The sequence below is a fragment of the Aeromonas sp. S9(2024) genome (assembly GCF_041403185.1).
GTDB classification, from domain to species: Bacteria; Pseudomonadota; Gammaproteobacteria; order Enterobacterales; family Aeromonadaceae; genus Aeromonas; species Aeromonas enteropelogenes.
Window position 1 is genome coordinate 381,565 of sequence record NZ_JBGLRE010000003.1, and the last position, 17,189, is coordinate 398,753.

Sequence of the window (17,189 nt, forward strand, 5' to 3'; positions counted from 1 at the left end):
CTGTTCGATGCTAATGCCAATTCCATTGGGCACCGCCAGTCGGTGCGATCAAGGTGGCCAGCCCACCGCCGTAGAAGGAGCAACCCCAGATGCATCACCACAAGTTCAACGACTTCCCGAAAGATTTTCTGTGGGGCGCCGCCTCCGCCGCCTATCAGGTGGAAGGGGGCTGGGACGCCGATGGCAAGGGGCCCTCGGTGTGGGATCTGTTCACCAAGCTGCCGGGCAAGACCTTTGAGGGGAGCAACGGCGACGTGGCGGTGGATCACTACCACCGCATGGAGGAGGACGTGGCGCTGATGGCCGAGATGGGGCTCAAGGCCTACCGCTTCTCGGTGAGCTGGCCGCGCATCTACCCGACCGGCCGCGGCGAGGTGAACGAGGCGGGGCTCGCCTTCTATGAAAAACTCATCGATATCCTCTTGGCCCACCAGATTGAGCCGGTGCTCACCCTCTATCACTGGGACCTGCCCCAGGCACTGCAGGATGAATACGGCGGCTGGGAAGACAGACGGATCATCGCCGATTTCGAGCGCTACTGCGTGACCCTCTATCAGCGCTTTGCCGGCAAGGTGAAGTACTGGGTGTCGCTCAACGAACAGAACTACAACCTGACCAACGCCTATCAGCTCGGCACCCATCCGCCCGCAGTACAAGACCGCAAGCGCTTCTTTGCCGCCAACCACATCGCGTTTCTGGCCAACGCCCGGGTCATCAAGGCGTTTCGCCAGCACGTGCCGGGGGGGCTGATCGGCCCAAGCTTTGCCTATTCTCCCGCCTATCCGGCCTCGTGCGACCCCAAAGACATGCTGGCTTACGAGAATGCCGAGGAGTTCACCAACCTCTGGTGGCTGGATGCCTACTGCTTCGGCCGCTACCCCCAGGCGGCGCTCGCCTACCTGCGGGAGAACGGCGAGGCGCCGGAGATCCTGCCGGGCGACCTCGAGTTGTTGCGGGAAGGGACGCCCGACTACATCGGCGTCAACTACTACTACACCCTGACCTATACCGACAACCCCCTCGGCGGCCAGACGATGCAGCGCATCAACACCACGGGCAAGAAGGGCACTACGCCGCCAAGCGGCATTCCCGGCCTCTACAAGACGGCCCCCAACCCGCACCTGGAGACCAGCAACTGGGACTGGGCCATCGACCCGACCGGGATGCGCATCGCCCTGCGCCGACTATCTTCTCGCTACGGCCTGCCGCTGATGATCACCGAGAACGGCCTCGGCGAGTTCGACAAGCTAGCGGCAGGGGACAGGGTGCACGACGACTACCGCATCGACTATCTGCGCAGCCACGTCAAGGCGTGCCAGGAGGCGCTGCAGGACGGGGTCGAGCTGCTGGGCTATTGCGCCTGGTCGTTCACCGACATCCTGAGCTGGCTCAACGGCTACCAGAAGCGCTACGGCTTCGTCTTCGTTGAGCGGGACGAGCAGGGGGGCTCCCTGCGCCGTCTCAAGAAGGACAGCTTTTTCTGGTATCAGTCGGTCATCGCGAGCCAGGGCAAGCAGCTCTAACTCACCATCGCGGTGATCCCTTTGCACGGGATCGGGCGGCAGCCCGGTCCCGTTTACTGATGAATGCGGCGCCCTCATCGCCTCTCTCTTCTTTCTCCCTTCTGTTTGCGTCCGGCGCTGATTTTTGTCCTGCCAAAGCCGTTGACCCCTGCTATTATCTGCGGCCAAACATGAGCCAATAAAATCAGGACATTGTGATGACCGACCACACTTTTATTCCCGGCAAGGACGCGGCGCTGGAAGACTCCATCGAACGCTTCCAGACCAAGCTGCAAGCCCTGGGGTTTGATATCGAAGAGGCCTCCTGGCTCAACCCTGTGCCCAACGTCTGGTCCGTGCACATCCGTGACAAGGAGTGCTCCCTCTGCTTTACCAACGGCAAGGGCGCCAGCAAAAAGGCCGCACTGGCCTCGGCCCTCGGTGAGTACTTCGAGCGTCTCTCCACCAACTACTTCTTCGCCGACTTTTATCTGGGCGAGCAGGTAGCGAACGGTGATTTCGTCCACTACCCGAACGAGAAGTGGTTCCCCATCGAGGGGGATCAACTGCCTGCCGGTCTGCTCGACTCCTTCACCCGCAAGTTCTACAACCCGGATGGGGAAGTGACCGCCGACATGCTGGTGGATCTGCAGTCTGGCAACGAGGAGCGCGGCATCGTCGCCCTGCCGTTCGAGCGCCAGTCCGACCATCAGACCGTCTACATCCCGATGAACATCATCGGCAACCTCTATGTCTCCAACGGCATGAGTGCCGGCAACACCAAGACCGAGGCCCGCACCCAGGCGCTCTCCGAGGTGTTCGAGCGTCACGTGAAGAACAAGATCATCGCCGAGGCCATCAGCCTGCCGGAGATCCCTGCTGAGGTGATCGCCCGTTACCCAGGGATCCAGGCCTCCATCGCCGCCCTTGAGGCCGAAGGTTTCCCCATCTACAGCTTCGATGCGTCCCTGGGTGGCCGCTATCCGGTCATCTGCGTGGTGTTGCTCAACCCGAGCAACGGCACCTGCTTTGCCTCCTTCGGTGCCCACCCGCGCTTTGAAGTGGCGTTCGAGCGCACCGTCACCGAGCTGCTGCAGGGGCGTGGCCTCAAGGATCTGGATGTGTTCGTTCCGCCCTCGTTCGACAACGAGCAGGTAGCGGATCACCACAACCTGGAGACCCACTTCATCGACTCCTCCGGTCTCATCAGCTGGGATCTGTTCAAGCAGGATGCGGACTTCGAGTATGCCGACTGGGATTTTCACGGCACGTCGCAAGAGGAGTTCGATCACCTGATCGGCATCTTCCACGAGCTGGAGCAGCCGGTCTATATCGCCGACTACGAGCACCTGGGCGTCTATGCCTGCCGCATCCTGGTGCCCGGCATGTCCGACATCTATCCGGCCGAGGATCTGTTGCTGGCCAACAACACCATGGGGGCTCACCTGCGGGAAACTATTCTGGCGCTGCCGGCGCTGGAGTGGGATGCAGAGCAATACATGGCGCTGTTTGACCAGCTGGATGAAGAGGGGCACGACGAACGCACCCGGGTGCGAGAGCTGCTTGGCATCGCCGCCGCCAAGGGCACCGCTCTGCATACCCTGAGAGTCGGTGAGCTCAAGGCCATGCTGGCACTGGCCGCAGGCGAGCTGGAGACGGCGCTCGATCTCATCGACTGGACCATGGAATTCAACCAATCGGTGTTCCCGGCCGAGCGGGCCAACTACTACCGCTCCCTGCGCGCCTGTGTCGAGCTCTTCCTGGACGAGGAGCGAGATCCCGAGCAGTACCGCACCGTGTTTGCCCGCATGTTCGGCGAAGATACCTTGGCCGAGGCTTGGGCCCACGCCAGCGGCGAGGCGCGCTTCCACGGTCTGGAGGCGGCCGATCTGTCGCTTGAGCAGTTCCCGCTGCACCAGAAACTGCTGGCGGCTTACGAAAAGTTGCAGAAAGCCAAACGCACCCACCAGTGGGCGTAAGGCCATAACGTGTTAAAAAGGGGCCGTTCGGCCCCTTTTTTATGCAAAAGACAGAGTGTGATGCGTTATTCAAAGATGAAATAAAAAACAAAAAATACCCCTAAGGGGGTTGACGAAGGGGAGGGGAGAACAGGGTTGTCCCGCAAAGATATCTTGCCGATAATACTTTGAGGTGGATATCAATAAATTCTTTTAAATCATTGCATTAAAAAAAATACGCTTCTGTTTCAGCTGAAACCTGGTGTAAACTTATGGCTCCGCAGCCTTAAAATCTTTGTAGTAAAATTACATTCGCACACTGATAAATTTGATCAATGTCAATTTTGGCCATTTGCCCCTTTGTTATGATTTCGGCAGGCAAAACGTTCAGGTACAAAATAATTGAAAACTGAATCTCCATTCGATTGTCTCAAACCCGAAGCCATCGCAGCACTGGCTGAAGACATCACTTATGCCAAGGCCACCAAGCCGGCATACAAGGTCATTCCACTGGCCATTACCGCAGGCGCTTTCATCGCCATCGCGTTTATCTTCTACATTACGGTGACCACAGGCTCCTCTTCTATGTCATGGGGCATGGCGAAGTTGGTCGGCGGTCTCTGCTTCTCCCTTGGTCTTATTCTTTGTGTGCTGCTCGGTGCCGAGCTGTTCACTTCCACCACCCTGACCCTGGTGGCCAAGGCAGCCAATCGCATCAGCTGGGCACAGCTGTTCAAAAACTGGGGCCTGGTCTACTTTGGTAACCTGATTGGTGGCCTGCTCATGGTGGGGCTTATCATCATGTCGGCGGAATACACTGCGGCAGATGGCCAGTGGGGCCTCAATGCCCTGAAAGTGGCCCAGCACAAGATCCACCATACTTTCTTTGAAGCGGTTGCCCTTGGCATCCTGTGCAACCTGATGGTCTGTCTTGCCGCCTGGATGGCATTTGGTGCCCGCAGTGCCACTGACAAGGTCGTGGTGATGTTGCTGCCGGTTGCCATGTTCGTCGCCTCCGGCTTCGAGCACAGCATCGCAAACATGTTTATGATTCCGGTTGGTATCGCGATTCACAGCGTGGCCAGCCCGGAATTCTGGCAGGCTATCGGACAGGATCCGGCAAGCTTCGCCGATCTGACCGTATCCAACTTTGTCCTACACAACCTCATCCCTGTCACCATTGGCAATATCATCGGTGGTGGCGTCATGGTTGGTTTGACTTACTGGTTTATCTTCCGTCGTCATCATTAAGGATGATTGCGGGATACTACATCAATACCGTGTGAGGTAATGAAAAATGGCAGAACTTAACGAACAGTTCCAAAAAGCATGGGAAGGCTTCGCGGCCGGTGAATGGCAGACTTCTGTCAACACCCGTGACTTCATCCAGAAGAACTACACCCCGTATGAAGGTGACGAGTCCTTCCTGGCTGGCGCGACCGAAGCGACCACCAAGCTGTGGGACAAGGTCATGGAAGGCATCAAGATCGAGAACCGCACTCACGCGCCGGTTGATTTTGATACCGACCTGCCCTCCACCATTACCGCACACGATGCCGGTTACATCGATCAGAGCCTGGAGCAGATCGTTGGCCTGCAGACTGACAAGCCGCTGAAGCGCGCCATCATCGCCAACGGCGGTATCAAGATGGTCAAGACTTCTTGCGAAGTGTACGGTCGTCAGCTGGACCCGATGGTCGAGAAGATCTTCACCGAGTACCGCAAGACTCACAACCAGGGCGTGTTTGACGTTTACACCAAAGACATCCTGAACTGCCGCAAGTCCGGCGTCATCACTGGTCTGCCGGATGCCTACGGCCGTGGCCGTATCATCGGTGACTACCGTCGTGTTGCCCTGTACGGTATCGACTTCCTGATGGCCGACAAACTGGCCCAGTTCAAGTCCCTGCAGGAAGATCTGGAAAACGGCGTCAACCTGGAAGCCACCATCCGTCTGCGCGAAGAGATCTCCGAGCAGCACCGTGCTCTGGCCCAGATGAAAGTCATGGCTGCCAAGTATGGTTGCGACATCTCCGTACCGGCCAAGAACGCCAAAGAAGCCGTACAGTGGACCTACTTCGCCTACCTGGCGGCAGTCAAGTCCCAGAACGGTGCAGCCATGTCCTTCGGTCGTACCTCCACCTTCCTGGACATCTACATCGAGCGTGACCTGCAAAAGGGTCTGATCACCGAACAGGAAGCCCAGGAGCTGATGGACCACATGGTCATGAAGCTGCGTATGGTTCGCTTCCTGCGTACTCCGGAATACGATTCACTGTTCTCCGGCGACCCGATGTGGGCCACCGAGACCTTGGCCGGTATGGGCGTTGATGGCCGTACCCTGGTCACCAAGAACAGCTTCCGTATGCTGAACACCCTGTACACCATGGGCCCGTCCCCTGAGCCGAACCTGACCATCCTGTGGTCCGAGAAGCTGCCGGTCGGTTTCAAGAAGTACTGTGCTAAGGTATCCATCGAGACCTCTTCCGTTCAGTACGAGAACGACGACCTGATGCGTCCGGACTTCAACAACGATGACTACGCCATCGCTTGCTGTGTGTCCCCGATGATCGTGGGCAAGCAAATGCAGTTCTTCGGTGCTCGTGCCAACCTGGCCAAGACCATGCTGTACGCCATCAACGGCGGTATGGACGAGAAGATGAAGCTGCAGGTCGGTCCGAAGACCGAGATGATCACCTCCGAGTACCTGAACTACGACGAAGTGATGGATCGTCTGGATCACTTCATGGACTGGCTGGCCAAGCAGTATGTAGCGGCCCTGAACATCATCCACTACATGCACGACAAGTACAGCTACGAAGCCTCTCTGATGGCGCTGCACGATCGTGACGTGTATCGCACCATGGCTTGCGGTATCGCCGGTCTGTCCGTTGCTGCCGACTCCCTGTCTGCCATCAAGTACGCCAAGGTCAAGCCGGTACGTGATGAAGACGGCGTGGCCATCGACTTCGAAATCGAAGGTGAATACCCGCAGTTCGGTAACAACGACGCTCGCGTCGATGACATCGCCTGCGACTTGGTCGAGCGCTTCATGAAGAAGATTCAGAAGCTGAACACCTACCGTGGTGCCGTGGCTACCCAGTCCGTGCTGACCATCACCTCCAACGTGGTGTACGGCAAGAAGACCGGTAACACTCCGGATGGCCGTCGTGCCGGTGCGCCGTTCGGCCCGGGTGCCAACCCGATGCACGGTCGTGACCAGAAGGGTGCGGTTGCCTCTCTGACTTCCGTTGCCAAGCTGCCGTTCGCTTACGCCAAAGATGGTATCTCCTATACCTTCTCCATCGTGCCGAACGCACTGGGTAAAGACATGGAAGCCCAGAAGGCCAACCTGGCTGGTCTGATGGACGGTTACTTCCACCACGAAGCCAACGTAGAGGGTGGTCAGCACCTGAACGTGAACGTGATGAACCGTGAAATGCTGCTGGACGCCATGGAAAACCCGGAGAAATATCCGCAGTTGACCATCCGTGTATCCGGTTATGCCGTTCGCTTCAACTCTTTGACCAAAGAGCAACAGCAAGACGTCATCACCCGTACCTTCACCGCTTCTCTGTAATCGAGAACGCGTGATTAAAAACCGGTGCCAAGGCGCCGGTTTTTTTATGCTTGTCATTCAGAGGACGGGTTGATTTTCTGCCTCTGCCTCTGCCTCTGCCTCTGCCTCTGCCTCTGCCTCTGCCTCTGCCTCTGCCTCTGCCTCTGCCTCTGCCTCTGCCTCTGCCTCTGCCTCTGCCTCTTACCGTTACCGCTATCTCAGGCGCTTACAAAGGGATAGATGAGTGCGGCATGAAAGAAGGGGATGGCTGACGAAAAACGGGAGAGATCAAAAAGGGCTGCATGGGCAGCCCTTGGTCTAGCTCGATATATAGCGCTATGGCTATGCCTTGGGCTCAGCTTGCCCAGGTGATGATGTGATCGGCCCACTCGCCAGCATCGACTTCATGGATGACTTTGCCCCGTACCGATTGCCCTGCCTGGTGCATGGCAGAGCGGCTGCCGGTGATAAGGGGATGCCAGGCCGGCAGGGAATTGCCTTCTGCCAGTAGACGATAGGCGCAGGTCGATGGCAGCCAGTCATACTCGGCGATCTTGTCGTGCGTGATCTGCAGGCAGTCAGGCTCTTTTTTGAAGCGATTCAGGTAGTCAGAACACTGGCAGGTCTTGGTGTTGAGCAGGTTGCAAGCGACATTGGTGAATACCAGCTCTTCGGTGTCTTCATCGATAAGCTTGTTGAGGCAGCACTTGCCACAGCCGTCACAGAGGGATTCCCATTCTGACTCGGTCATCTGTTGCAGACTCTTGGTCTGCCAAAAAGGGGCTTGCATCATACTGCTCACTTAATACACCTGATAAAACGCGTGGTTATACCCCTTGTTACCTCATATTTCAAGGATGACGGCCCATTGCCAGTGGCATGTGCTTTCCAAGGGCAATGGCTTGGCTCAAAAGAACCTTGCTCTGATCCGCAAGTTGTTATCGCCGGGCTCCATCTCCATCCTTACCGCTTCCATCATTTATGGCGATGACCTATCTCTTGGCGAGAAGCAGGCAGTGTTGACTCACTGCATAGTGCTCTTTGGCCGAGTCTCGCCATAGCCGACTTTTGTCAGTGATTGAGGTAGATATCCTGCTCTGCATAGGCGACCTGGGGCTTGGCTGCTCTTGGCGTCACGTCGCCCAAATAACGGATGAATACGCCAGATTGCTGTTCCAGCCGTTGCAATTTGGCGTGATCCAGTTCGATCGCTTCGGGTAACCAGGTGAACACGGCAGCACAATGGCCCAAGCCGAGGCTGCGCTCCAGCGTCTGCTGCCAGTTCTTGATCTTGGTGTTGTGTACAATCAAGACCCTGGCTGGATCAAGTCCCTGTTCCTGCAGATGGAGAGCAGCAGGGCGGCCTGGCGGGGCGATCAGCAGGATCCACCCTTTGGTCGGGATTGGCAGGGCATCCAGGTTCCTTGGCAACTGGTCATCTGGCTGAAAAGACGCGCGAGCGTGAGTCGGTCCCGCTTTGCAAGCCGTTCTGGTTGGCCAGGGATTGCTCATGGTGCGGGTCATTCCATAGAGAGGTGAGTGCTGGGGCTGGTTCATCTACGCATCCTGTATAAAAACTCAAGCTGTATGTGTATACAGTAGTTATATCCTGTTACTCTGACAAGGCATTTTTGCCAAAAAATGTGATGCCTTTGGCAGGATGGGAGAAAAAGATACTGATTTATCAGGAAAATTTTTTTAAAAGCAGTGGTCGTTTTTTATTCGATGGACAAATGGAATGGAACCGCCCATGGTTATACAGGGTTAATGCAGGGGAGGTGACGTCATGGATATCAGTACTTTGCAGCGTCTGGATGCCAACATCTTGTTGGGCATCATCAACGAAAAGCTGAGACTGGAGTGTGACGGGCTGGAAGAGTTGCTGGCTTATTACGACATGAGTGAGGAGCAACTGGCGAACAGACTGGGCCAGATTGGGTATCACTATGATCCCTTGACCAACCAGTTCAAGGCTCATCCCTGAACAACGAGGATATCGTGTTGGCTTCATATTACATTTCGGCGCATTGAAATCGCTTTCAATGCGCCATTTCATGGCTTATTTTCAAGGATTTTCAAGACTTGGCAATCTCTGAAAACCTATTCATATTTCATTATTTTTATGATTTCATTAACTTGTTGATTTGTATGGTTTTGATTGGTTTTTAAAAGAATTTCAAGGAAAGGGTTTTCATACTTTTCTTGCGTTTCTCGTGGGGTAAAGTGTGACTTGCGTTAACTTTTAATTCAGCTGCTTTCGTTAGTATTCTCACGCCGGTAAATATTTGAGATAACAACAGCGCCGGACCCGTTAACCGGGATAACAATTTTATTTGTAACGAAGGAATATGGTTTATGGCTACCAAGAAGAAGACAGACCAGGATCTCCAACTGGATAAAGATCAGCTCAAGGCGAGTATCGTGCGTCACCTGCGTTCTACCTTGGGTACAAGCGAACAGAAAGCCTCTCCCGAAGCGTGGTGGAAAGCCACCGCTGCGGCCGTCAACGAACAGGTGTACGAGCGCCTGACCCGCACTCAGCAGACTCACTTCAAGAAAGACACTCGTGCGATTCACTATCTCTCTGCTGAATTCCTGATGGGGCGTTTGACCTCCAACAACCTGCATAACCTCTCCCTGTACAAGATCTGCGAAGAAGCGCTTGGCGAGCTGGGTCTTGAACTGACCGATCTCTGCGAGCAAGAGCCGGATATGGCCCTTGGCAACGGCGGCCTGGGTCGACTGGCGGCCTGCTTCATCGATTCGCTGGCGACCCTCAACTATCCGGCCGTTGGCTACGGCATTCACTACGAGCACGGCCTGTTCCGTCAGGAAATTCAGGATGGTCGCCAGATTGAGCGTCCGGACTCCTGGCGTGAATATGGCAACCCCTGGGAGATCTGCCGCCCGGAATCGGTGCAGGAGATCCCGCTCTACGGCTACGTGGAAACCGTGTTTGGTGACAAGGGCGGCCTGAAGAAGGTGTGGCACGCTGGTCGCAAGATCAAAGGGGTGCCCTGGGATATCCCGGTGGTTGGCTTCGGCGGCCACACCGTCAACATCCTGCGTTTGTGGGAATCCCGTGCTTCCGAGTTCTTCGACTGGGACGTGTTCAACGCCGGTGGTTACATCGACTCCCAGGCCGAGAAAGCCCAGGCCGAGACCATCTCCAAGGTGCTCTATCCGAACGATGATACGGATGCAGGCAAGGAGCTGCGTCTGATCCAGCAGTACTTCTTCTGCGCCTGTTCCATCAAGGACATCATGCGCCGCTACAAGCGGGTACACGGCAGCGACTTTGGCAATTTTGCCACCCAGATTGCCATTCAGCTCAACGATACCCACCCCACAGTGGCGATCCCCGAGCTGATGCGGGTGCTGGTAGATGAAGAGGGGATGGACTGGAATGCCGCCTGGGATATCAGTTATCAGGTCTTCTCCTACACCAACCACACTCTGCTGCCGGAGGCGCTGGAGAAGTGGTCGGTCAGCCTGTTCGAGAAGGTGCTGCCGCGCCATCTGGAGATCATCTATGAAATCAACGCCCGCTTCCTGAATGATCTGGTCGAGCCCAAGTGGCCGGGCAACGATGCCATCAAGGCCAAGCTTTCCATCATTGAAGAGGGGAGTGTGCGCAAGGTGCGGATGGGCAACCTGTGCGTGATTGGCTCTTCCAAGGTCAATGGCGTGGCCGAGATCCACTCCAAGCTGGTGAAGGAAGATCTCTTCCCCGAGTATGCCGAGTTGTGGCCAGAGAAGATGTGCAACGTCACCAACGGGGTGACCCCGCGCCGCTGGCTGCTGGCCTGCAACCCGGAACTGGCCGAACTCTACAACGAGGTAGTGGGTAAAGAGTGGCCGCTGCAGCTCGACAAACTGCGCAGCGTCACCAAGTTTGCCGACGACAAGGCATTCCAGCAGCAGTTCATGACCATCAAGCGTCACAACAAGGAGAAGCTGGTCAAGGTCATCAAGGCCGAAACCGGCATCGACGTCAGTGCCGAGGCGATCTTCGACGTCCAGATCAAGCGTCTGCACGAATACAAGCGCCAGCAGCTGAACCTTATCCACATCATGGCGCTCTACCGTCGTCTGCTGGCGAACCCCGACTACGACATGCATCCGCGGGTGTTCATCTTCGGCTCCAAGGCGGCGCCCGGCTACAAGCTGGCCAAAGACATCATCTATGCCATCAACAAGTTGGCGGAGCGGGTCAACAATGACGTGCGCATTCAGGGCAAGCTGAAGGTGGTGTTCATGCCGAACTACCGCGTGAGCCTGGCCGAGAAGCTGATCCCGGCGGCCGACGTCTCCGAGCAGATCTCCACCGCAGGTTACGAGGCATCCGGTACCGGCAACATGAAGATGGCATTGAACGGCGCCATCACCATCGGTACCCTGGATGGGGCCAACATCGAGATCGCCGAAGAGGCAGGTGCCGAAAACTGCGCCATCTTCGGCTTGAACGTGGACGAGGTGAAGTCACTGAAGGGGCGCGGTTACAACCCTTATGACTTCTACTATGCCAACTCCGAGCTCAAAGCTGTGCTGGACTGGTTCGATACCGACTACTTCACGCCGGGTCGCCCGGGGGAGCTATCCTCCATCAAGCGTTCCCTGCTGGAAGGGGGTGATCCCTACCTGACCCTGGCAGATTTTGCCTCCTATTCGGAAGCGCACAAGCTCATCGATACCTGGTATCGGGATCCGGCACTGTGGGCCAAGAAGGCCATCATCAACTCGGCTACCATGGGCAAGTTCAACTCCGACCGCTCCATCCAGGACTATGTGGATCGGATCTGGAAATTGAAGCCCTGCAATATCGGTTAACAACGACCCGAGACCAAGCCCCACCATGCGGGTAATGCAAGTCAGTTAAGAGAATTTGAGTCCCAACCCGCGGGGTATAAGGGCTAAAGAGTGAGGGAGGCATGATGCCTCCCTCTTTTTCTTGCATGCCAATCAGGGCAAGGGTTGGAGCCAAATTGACTCTTTAATCATGGAGTCGCTTTGGATATTCAATATATCGAATACTTAGTCACAAAAATGCTTAACTGACTGGCATTACGCCATGCGGGGACTGTTTTATTCAAAGTGGTGCGGTTTTCTGGTTCGCATGAGCAGAGATACAAGGAGGGGGAGGTAGAGGTCTGACATTTTCGCGGGGAGAATGACAGATATGAAAAAGGCCCCGTCAGGGGCCTTGGCATACATAGATTAACTCAATGGAGTATGTCGCCCATGAAGTAGGCAAGCATAGTCAGAATGACAGTGAAAACCAGGTTCAGCACCAGGCCTGCGCGCATCATTTCACGCTGCTGAATGTGGCCGCTGGCAAACACGATGGCGTTGGGCGGCGTGGCGACAGGCAGCATGAAGGCACAAGAGGCACCGACAGCGATCAGCACGGAGACGACGATAGGCGACACCCCCAAGGCTTCCGCAACGCCGGCAAACAGGGGCACCAGCAGGGCGGCGGTGGCAGTGTTGGACACCAGCTCGGTCAGGAACACCACGAAGGCGGTCAGGCACAACAGGATGACGAAGATTGGCATGGCGGCGAGACCGTTGGAGAGGTGCTCCGCCAGGAAGGCATTAGCGCCGGTTTGCTTCAGGATGGCGCTCAGGGTCAGGCCACCGCCAAACAGCATCAGCACACCCCAGTCGGTATTCTGGTTGATATCATCCCAGCTGGCCACCCGGCTGATGGCAATAGCCAGGATGGCGCCCATGGCGATCAGGGTGTCGAACTGGGGAATGCCTCCCAACGCCTTGGCGATGGGTTGTGAGCCAATCCACAACAGGACTGTGGTCAGGAAGATGCACAGGGTCACCTTGCGCTGGCCGGTCCACTGGATGGTCACCTGTTCGGTGCTGACCTGATGGGAGAGATTGGGGCGCGTCACCAGATAGAGCAGGCCGATGCCCACCGGCATGAAGATGATGACCACGGGGATGCCGAATCTCATCCAGTCGGTGAAGCCAAGACCCATCTGGGCTGCAGCGATGGCATTGGGGGGGCTGCCGACCAGGGTGCCGATCCCGCCGATGCTGGCGCTGTAGGCGACGCCCAGCAGGACGAAGACCAGGGTGCGGCGATCCTTGTGAATGTCGAGGCCTTTTAGCATACCGAGGGCCAGCGGCATCATCATGGCGGCGGTGGCGGTGTTGCTGATCCACATGGAGAGGGCCGCCGTGATGGTGAAGAGTACCATGGAGGCCCAGCCCAGATGTCCCTTGGCGAGCTGCATCACCTTGGCGGCGATCTGGGTGTCCAGCCCCTGTTTGGAGAGGGCGGCTGCCAGGGCAAAGCCCCCGAAGAAGAGGAACAGGACGGGGTTGGCGAAGTCCGTCAGGGACTTGCTCATGTCAAACACCCCGAGCAGGGTGGCGAGTACAGGAATGGACAAGGCCGTGATGGTGATATTCACCGCTTCGGTCAGCCAGAGGATGGCGATGAAGATCAGGATGGCGAGGCCCTTGTTGACCATGGGGTCAAACGGGAGCCAAGCCAGCATGGCACAAAGCAGCAGGACATCCAGGATCACGATCCCTGATTTGATGTCCAGCCAGCGTGATGGTACTGAGGGTACAGCAGATGTGTGCATAGCATTCTCTCGGTTAATTTATGGTTGTTGTTGTGTTGCCGAGATTACATTCATTCACCTGTTTGAAACAGTGGTGTGTGCTGGAAATCTGCCTCTATTCACAAATTACGGACATGAAAACAAAGTTTAAAACAAATAAAAAACCATATAGCAACATCAATTAAACATCTTGAAACTGTTCCAGCCACTGTTTAAACATGCTTTTTGGCAATGAGCCATTGATCTGGGTCAGGACCTTTCCTTGCCTGAATACCATCAGGGTGGGAATGCTGCGAATGGCGTAGCGTGCGGCCAGGGCAGCCTGTTGTTCGGTATCCACCTTGACGAACCGCAAACCCGGTTCAAATTCGTGCGCCACATCGTGGAAGACGGGGGCAAATTGTTGGCAGGGGCCGCACCAGCTAGCCCAAAAATCGACAACCACCGGGATATCGGACTGGATCAGGGTATCAAACTGCGCCTCTTGTCCGATGCAGGGGGTCTGGCTGAACAGGGGAGATTTGCAGTGACCACAGTTGGCAGACAGGCTGAACCGGTCTTGGGGCAGGCGGTTTCGTTTAAAGCAGTGACTACAATAAGTAGTGATAAATGACATAATAAGCTCCGGTGTGCTCGATGCTGCGCGAAATATTGTCACCAGGTCAGGGACATATAACGGTAACATGGTGACTGGCCGGTGTGGATCATTCACTTCGGGATAAAAGTGACAACGGCCGTATCTGCGACCTAGAAATGAGAGACGGGATGAATAAAGGATCACGGAAGAACCGTGTTGTGCTGGGGCTGATTGTTGCCTTGTTGCTCGCCTTTTCCGGCTACTGCTGGCAGTTGCTCAGCTGGCAGCAGCAGGCTCAGGAGCTGAATACGGCGGCCGAGGTGGTACTCAACCGTATCAATTCGGATACCGTCTATCTGCTGGGGCGGGAAAAGGCCAACGATGAAAGTGTTCAGCAGCGGCTTGGTCAGCTCTCTTTTACCCTCGATGGGTTCGCGCGCAAGGTGCGCAGTGATCCGGACAAGACCCACGCCCACCTCGCCAAGGCGCTGTTGCAGGATATGGACTCCTATCTGATGCAACTGGCCCGATTGCATGCCATGGAGATGTCCATCAGGTACATGGCGCAGCCATTTGAACGCCAGTTGCAAAAAGTGCGTGAGCTCGGTGCGACCGACAGCCTATTGCAGAGGGATGTGCATGAGCTTGCGCAATTGAACGGTTATCTGCAACACAGCTGGGATCAGAACGAGCAGCAACAATTGCTCGCTTTGCAGCAGCAGCTCGCCTCCCGCTATCACAACCGCCCCGAGGTCATGAATCTGCTAGAACTCAGTGAAGAGATGGCCCGTCAGGTGGTGGGCTATCACTCGCTGCGTTACCAGTTGATCGACATGCATGTGAGCGACAGCCTGGTGCGCTGGAAACAGGGCAAGCTGGAGCGGGCCTCTGCGCTGATGAGCCACTTTTATTTGATGGTGCTGTTGGGAGCGCTCATCTGCTTTGGACTGGTGGCCGCAACCTTGTGGCGCCGCAACCAGAAGCTGAGCGAGCTATCACGCCAGACCGGGTTACTGGCGCAGGCCAAGAGCGATTTTCTGGCCAACATGAGCCATGAGATCCGTACCCCCATGAACGCCATCATCGGCTTCAGTTCGCTGGCATTGCAGACCGAGCTGGATCAGCAGCAGCGGGATTACCTCGGCAAGATAAAATCCTCCTCCGATACCCTGTTGCTCCTTATCAACGATATCCTCGATCTGACCAAGGTGGAGTCCGGCAAGCTGACGCTGGAGGAGATCGATTTCGACCTGAGCGAGCAGCTCGACTCGCTGGCGGGCATGTTTGCCGATCTGGCCGAACGCAAGCATATCGAGGTGATCATTCGCAAATCCCCCGAAGTGCCGCTCTTCTTGCGTGGCGATCCCCTGCGTCTGGGCCAGGTGCTGGTCAATCTGGTCAACAACGCCATCAAGTTTACCGAACGTGGCGAGGTCGAAGTCTCCATCGAACTGGCCAACCTGCATCCGATGCGGATCCGTTTCAGTGTGCGGGATACCGGGATCGGCATCGCCGAAGAGAAACAGGGCCAGTTGTTCCAGGCCTTTACCCAGCTGGAGGCGGGCAATACCCGCAAATATGGTGGCTCGGGGCTGGGTCTGAATATCTCCCAGCGCCTGGTCGAGCTGATGGGGGGGCGGATCACGGTGCAGAGCAAACCGGGCGTGGGTTCCCTGTTCCAGTTCGAGATCCCCATGGCCCAGGCCATGTACGGTGTCGCCGGCCACAGAGTCTTCTTCGAGAACCAGCCGCTGGTGATGGTGATGGATGACAACGAGCTGGTGCTGGAACTGGCCAGGGATATTCTGAGCCGCGCCGGCATGCGTGTGCTGGCGGTCAACACCCTTTCCCGTGCCCGCCAGGTGTTGCGCGAAGAGGGACCGAGTCTGCGACTCGCCATCCTCGACTGGCGCATGGGGCAGGAGGATGGTCTGGATCTGGCGCTTGAGATGTCCCAGCATCCCCAGTGGCGTCAGATTCCCATCCTGATGATCAGTGCCTGGGCCAGGGAGGGACTGCATGCCCGAATGGAGGGACTGGGGCTGACCCACTTCCTGGCCAAGCCGATGACCGAAAATGCCTTGCTGGCCAAGGTGGATGAGCTGCTCAACGGCAGTGCCTACGACCACCATATCCGTCAGGCCGAGGCGCAGGGGGAACAGCAGTACTTCAAATCCTTGTTGCAGGGGACCCGTGTCTTGCTGGCCGAGGACAACAGGGTCAACCAGCAACTCATCATCGAATATCTGCGCCGGGTCGAGGCCGTAGTGACCGTGGTCAACAATGGTCGGGAAGCGGTGGAACGGGTCTCCGAGCAACCCTTTGACGTCATCCTGATGGACTTGCAGATGCCGGTGCTGGACGGGCTGGATGCGACCCGCCAGATCCGTAAGATGGTCGACAAGCATGACGTTCCCATCATAGCCCTGACCGCCAGTGCCATGCCCGGTGACAAGGAGCGTTGTCTCGGGGTCGGGATGAATGGTTATGTGACCAAGCCGGTGAGCAAGCTGGATCTTTACAACAACCTGCTGCAATGGGTGAAACGCCAGGGGAGCGCGCAGAGTGGCCTGCTTGAGGTCAAACCGCCGGACATGATGGGGATCCTCGATCTGCAGGACGCCCTCAAGCGTCTGGATCAGGACAAGGAGGCGTTGCAGATCCTGTTCAAGCTGTTCATGTCGGAGCACAAAGACGACCTGTGGGAGATCCGCTCCGCCCTGCGTCGGCAGCAGCCCGAGATCGCCAGCAAGTTGCTGCACACTCTCAAGGGGGTCTCTGCCAATATTTCGGCATCTCGCTTGCAGATGGTGGCAGGAGAGCTGGAGTGGCGGCTGCGGCAAAACGAAGTGCTGGAGGATGTGGATCTGGAGCAGTTGCAGGCTGTCTTCAGCCAGACGCGGGAAGAGGTATCCCACTTTCTGCTCACGGGCGAACAGCATGAAAATTCGTATGGTGCCTATACCCTGGCAGATGATCGCATGTCTCAGGGGATCAAATAGTAAT

General features: G+C 56.5%; 11 protein-coding genes. 7 read left to right on the forward strand and 4 right to left on the reverse strand.

The features are described from left to right. The first annotated feature begins 89 nt into the window (after positions 1-89). From ACB028_RS07960 to pflB, 4 genes are all read left to right on the forward strand, one after another. Positions 90-1,523, forward strand: coding sequence for a glycoside hydrolase family 1 protein (locus tag ACB028_RS07960; protein WP_371143947.1), 1,434 nt, complete (start codon positions 90-92; stop codon positions 1,521-1,523). A gap of 197 nt (positions 1,524-1,720) precedes the next feature. Next, positions 1,721-3,481, forward strand: coding sequence for a 30S ribosomal protein S12 methylthiotransferase accessory factor YcaO (ycaO, locus tag ACB028_RS07965; protein WP_371143948.1), 1,761 nt, complete (start codon positions 1,721-1,723; stop codon positions 3,479-3,481). A 381-nt stretch (positions 3,482-3,862) separates the two neighbouring features. Next, positions 3,863-4,711 (forward strand): formate transporter FocA, encoded by an 849-nt coding sequence (focA, locus tag ACB028_RS07970; protein WP_042028928.1) that lies wholly within the window; start codon positions 3,863-3,865, stop codon positions 4,709-4,711. Between the two features lie 46 nt (positions 4,712-4,757). After that, positions 4,758-7,040 carry a formate C-acetyltransferase gene (gene pflB / locus ACB028_RS07975; protein WP_371143949.1) on the forward strand — a complete coding sequence of 761 codons (2,283 nt, stop codon included), beginning with the start codon at positions 4,758-4,760 and terminating at the stop codon, positions 7,038-7,040. 334 nt (positions 7,041-7,374) lie between these two features. Here the strand turns inward: pflB and ACB028_RS07980 are convergent, their stop codons facing one another. Together ACB028_RS07980 and ACB028_RS07985 are read right to left on the reverse strand one after the other, a co-directional pair. Further along, positions 7,375-7,809 (reverse strand): YcgN family cysteine cluster protein, encoded by a 435-nt coding sequence (locus ACB028_RS07980; RefSeq protein ID WP_371143950.1) that lies wholly within the window; start codon positions 7,807-7,809, stop codon positions 7,375-7,377. A 281-nt stretch (positions 7,810-8,090) separates the two neighbouring features. Beyond that, positions 8,091-8,576 (reverse strand): cell division inhibitor, encoded by a 486-nt coding sequence (locus ACB028_RS07985; RefSeq protein ID WP_371143951.1) that lies wholly within the window; start codon positions 8,574-8,576, stop codon positions 8,091-8,093. Positions 8,577-8,805: 229 nt separating this feature from the next. Here ACB028_RS07985 and ACB028_RS07990 point away from each other — a divergent pair, with 229 nt between their 5' ends. After that, positions 8,806-9,003 carry a DUF4250 domain-containing protein gene (locus ACB028_RS07990; protein WP_026456128.1) on the forward strand — a complete coding sequence of 66 codons (198 nt, stop codon included), beginning with the start codon at positions 8,806-8,808 and terminating at the stop codon, positions 9,001-9,003. Positions 9,004-9,374: 371 nt separating this feature from the next. Further along, positions 9,375-11,849, forward strand: a complete 2,475-nt coding sequence (locus ACB028_RS07995; RefSeq protein WP_371143952.1) for a glycogen/starch/alpha-glucan phosphorylase — start codon at positions 9,375-9,377, stop codon at positions 11,847-11,849. 392 nt (positions 11,850-12,241) lie between these two features. On the opposite strand, the gene ACB028_RS08000 is transcribed toward ACB028_RS07995, so the two are convergent. Further along, positions 12,242-13,627 (reverse strand): DASS family sodium-coupled anion symporter, encoded by a 1,386-nt coding sequence (locus tag ACB028_RS08000; RefSeq protein ID WP_042028921.1) that lies wholly within the window; start codon positions 13,625-13,627, stop codon positions 12,242-12,244. Positions 13,628-13,787: 160 nt separating this feature from the next. Further along, positions 13,788-14,222 carry a thioredoxin TrxC gene (gene trxC / locus ACB028_RS08005; RefSeq protein WP_201977968.1) on the reverse strand — a complete coding sequence of 145 codons (435 nt, stop codon included), beginning with the start codon at positions 14,220-14,222 and terminating at the stop codon, positions 13,788-13,790. 149 nt (positions 14,223-14,371) lie between these two features. Between trxC and ACB028_RS08010 the strand changes: the two genes are divergently transcribed. Beyond that, positions 14,372-17,185: a response regulator gene (locus tag ACB028_RS08010; protein WP_371143953.1), complete on the forward strand. Its 2,814-nt coding sequence runs from the start codon at positions 14,372-14,374 to the stop codon at positions 17,183-17,185. The last annotated feature ends 4 nt before the right edge of the window (positions 17,186-17,189 follow it).

Bases quoted from the DNA above. Each gene is read 5' to 3' on its own strand.
- ACB028_RS07960 (WP_371143947.1), top strand. From the start codon at position 90: ATGCATCACCACAAGTTCAACGACTTCCCGAAAGATTTTCTGTGGGGC.
- ycaO (WP_371143948.1), top strand. From the start codon at position 1,721: ATGACCGACCACACTTTTATTCCCGGCAAGGACGCGGCGCTGGAAGAC.
- pflB (WP_371143949.1), top strand. From the start codon at position 4,758: ATGGCAGAACTTAACGAACAGTTCCAAAAAGCATGGGAAGGCTTCGCG.
- ACB028_RS07980 (WP_371143950.1), bottom strand. From the start codon at position 7,809: ATGCAAGCCCCTTTTTGGCAGACCAAGAGTCTGCAACAGATGACCGAG.
- ACB028_RS07985 (WP_371143951.1), bottom strand. From the start codon at position 8,576: ATGAACCAGCCCCAGCACTCACCTCTCTATGGAATGACCCGCACCATG.
- ACB028_RS07990 (WP_026456128.1), top strand. From the start codon at position 8,806: ATGGATATCAGTACTTTGCAGCGTCTGGATGCCAACATCTTGTTGGGC.
- ACB028_RS07995 (WP_371143952.1), top strand. From the start codon at position 9,375: ATGGCTACCAAGAAGAAGACAGACCAGGATCTCCAACTGGATAAAGAT.
- ACB028_RS08000 (WP_042028921.1), bottom strand. From the start codon at position 13,627: ATGCACACATCTGCTGTACCCTCAGTACCATCACGCTGGCTGGACATC.
- trxC (WP_201977968.1), bottom strand. From the start codon at position 14,222: ATGTCATTTATCACTACTTATTGTAGTCACTGCTTTAAACGAAACCGC.
- ACB028_RS08010 (WP_371143953.1), top strand. From the start codon at position 14,372: ATGAATAAAGGATCACGGAAGAACCGTGTTGTGCTGGGGCTGATTGTT.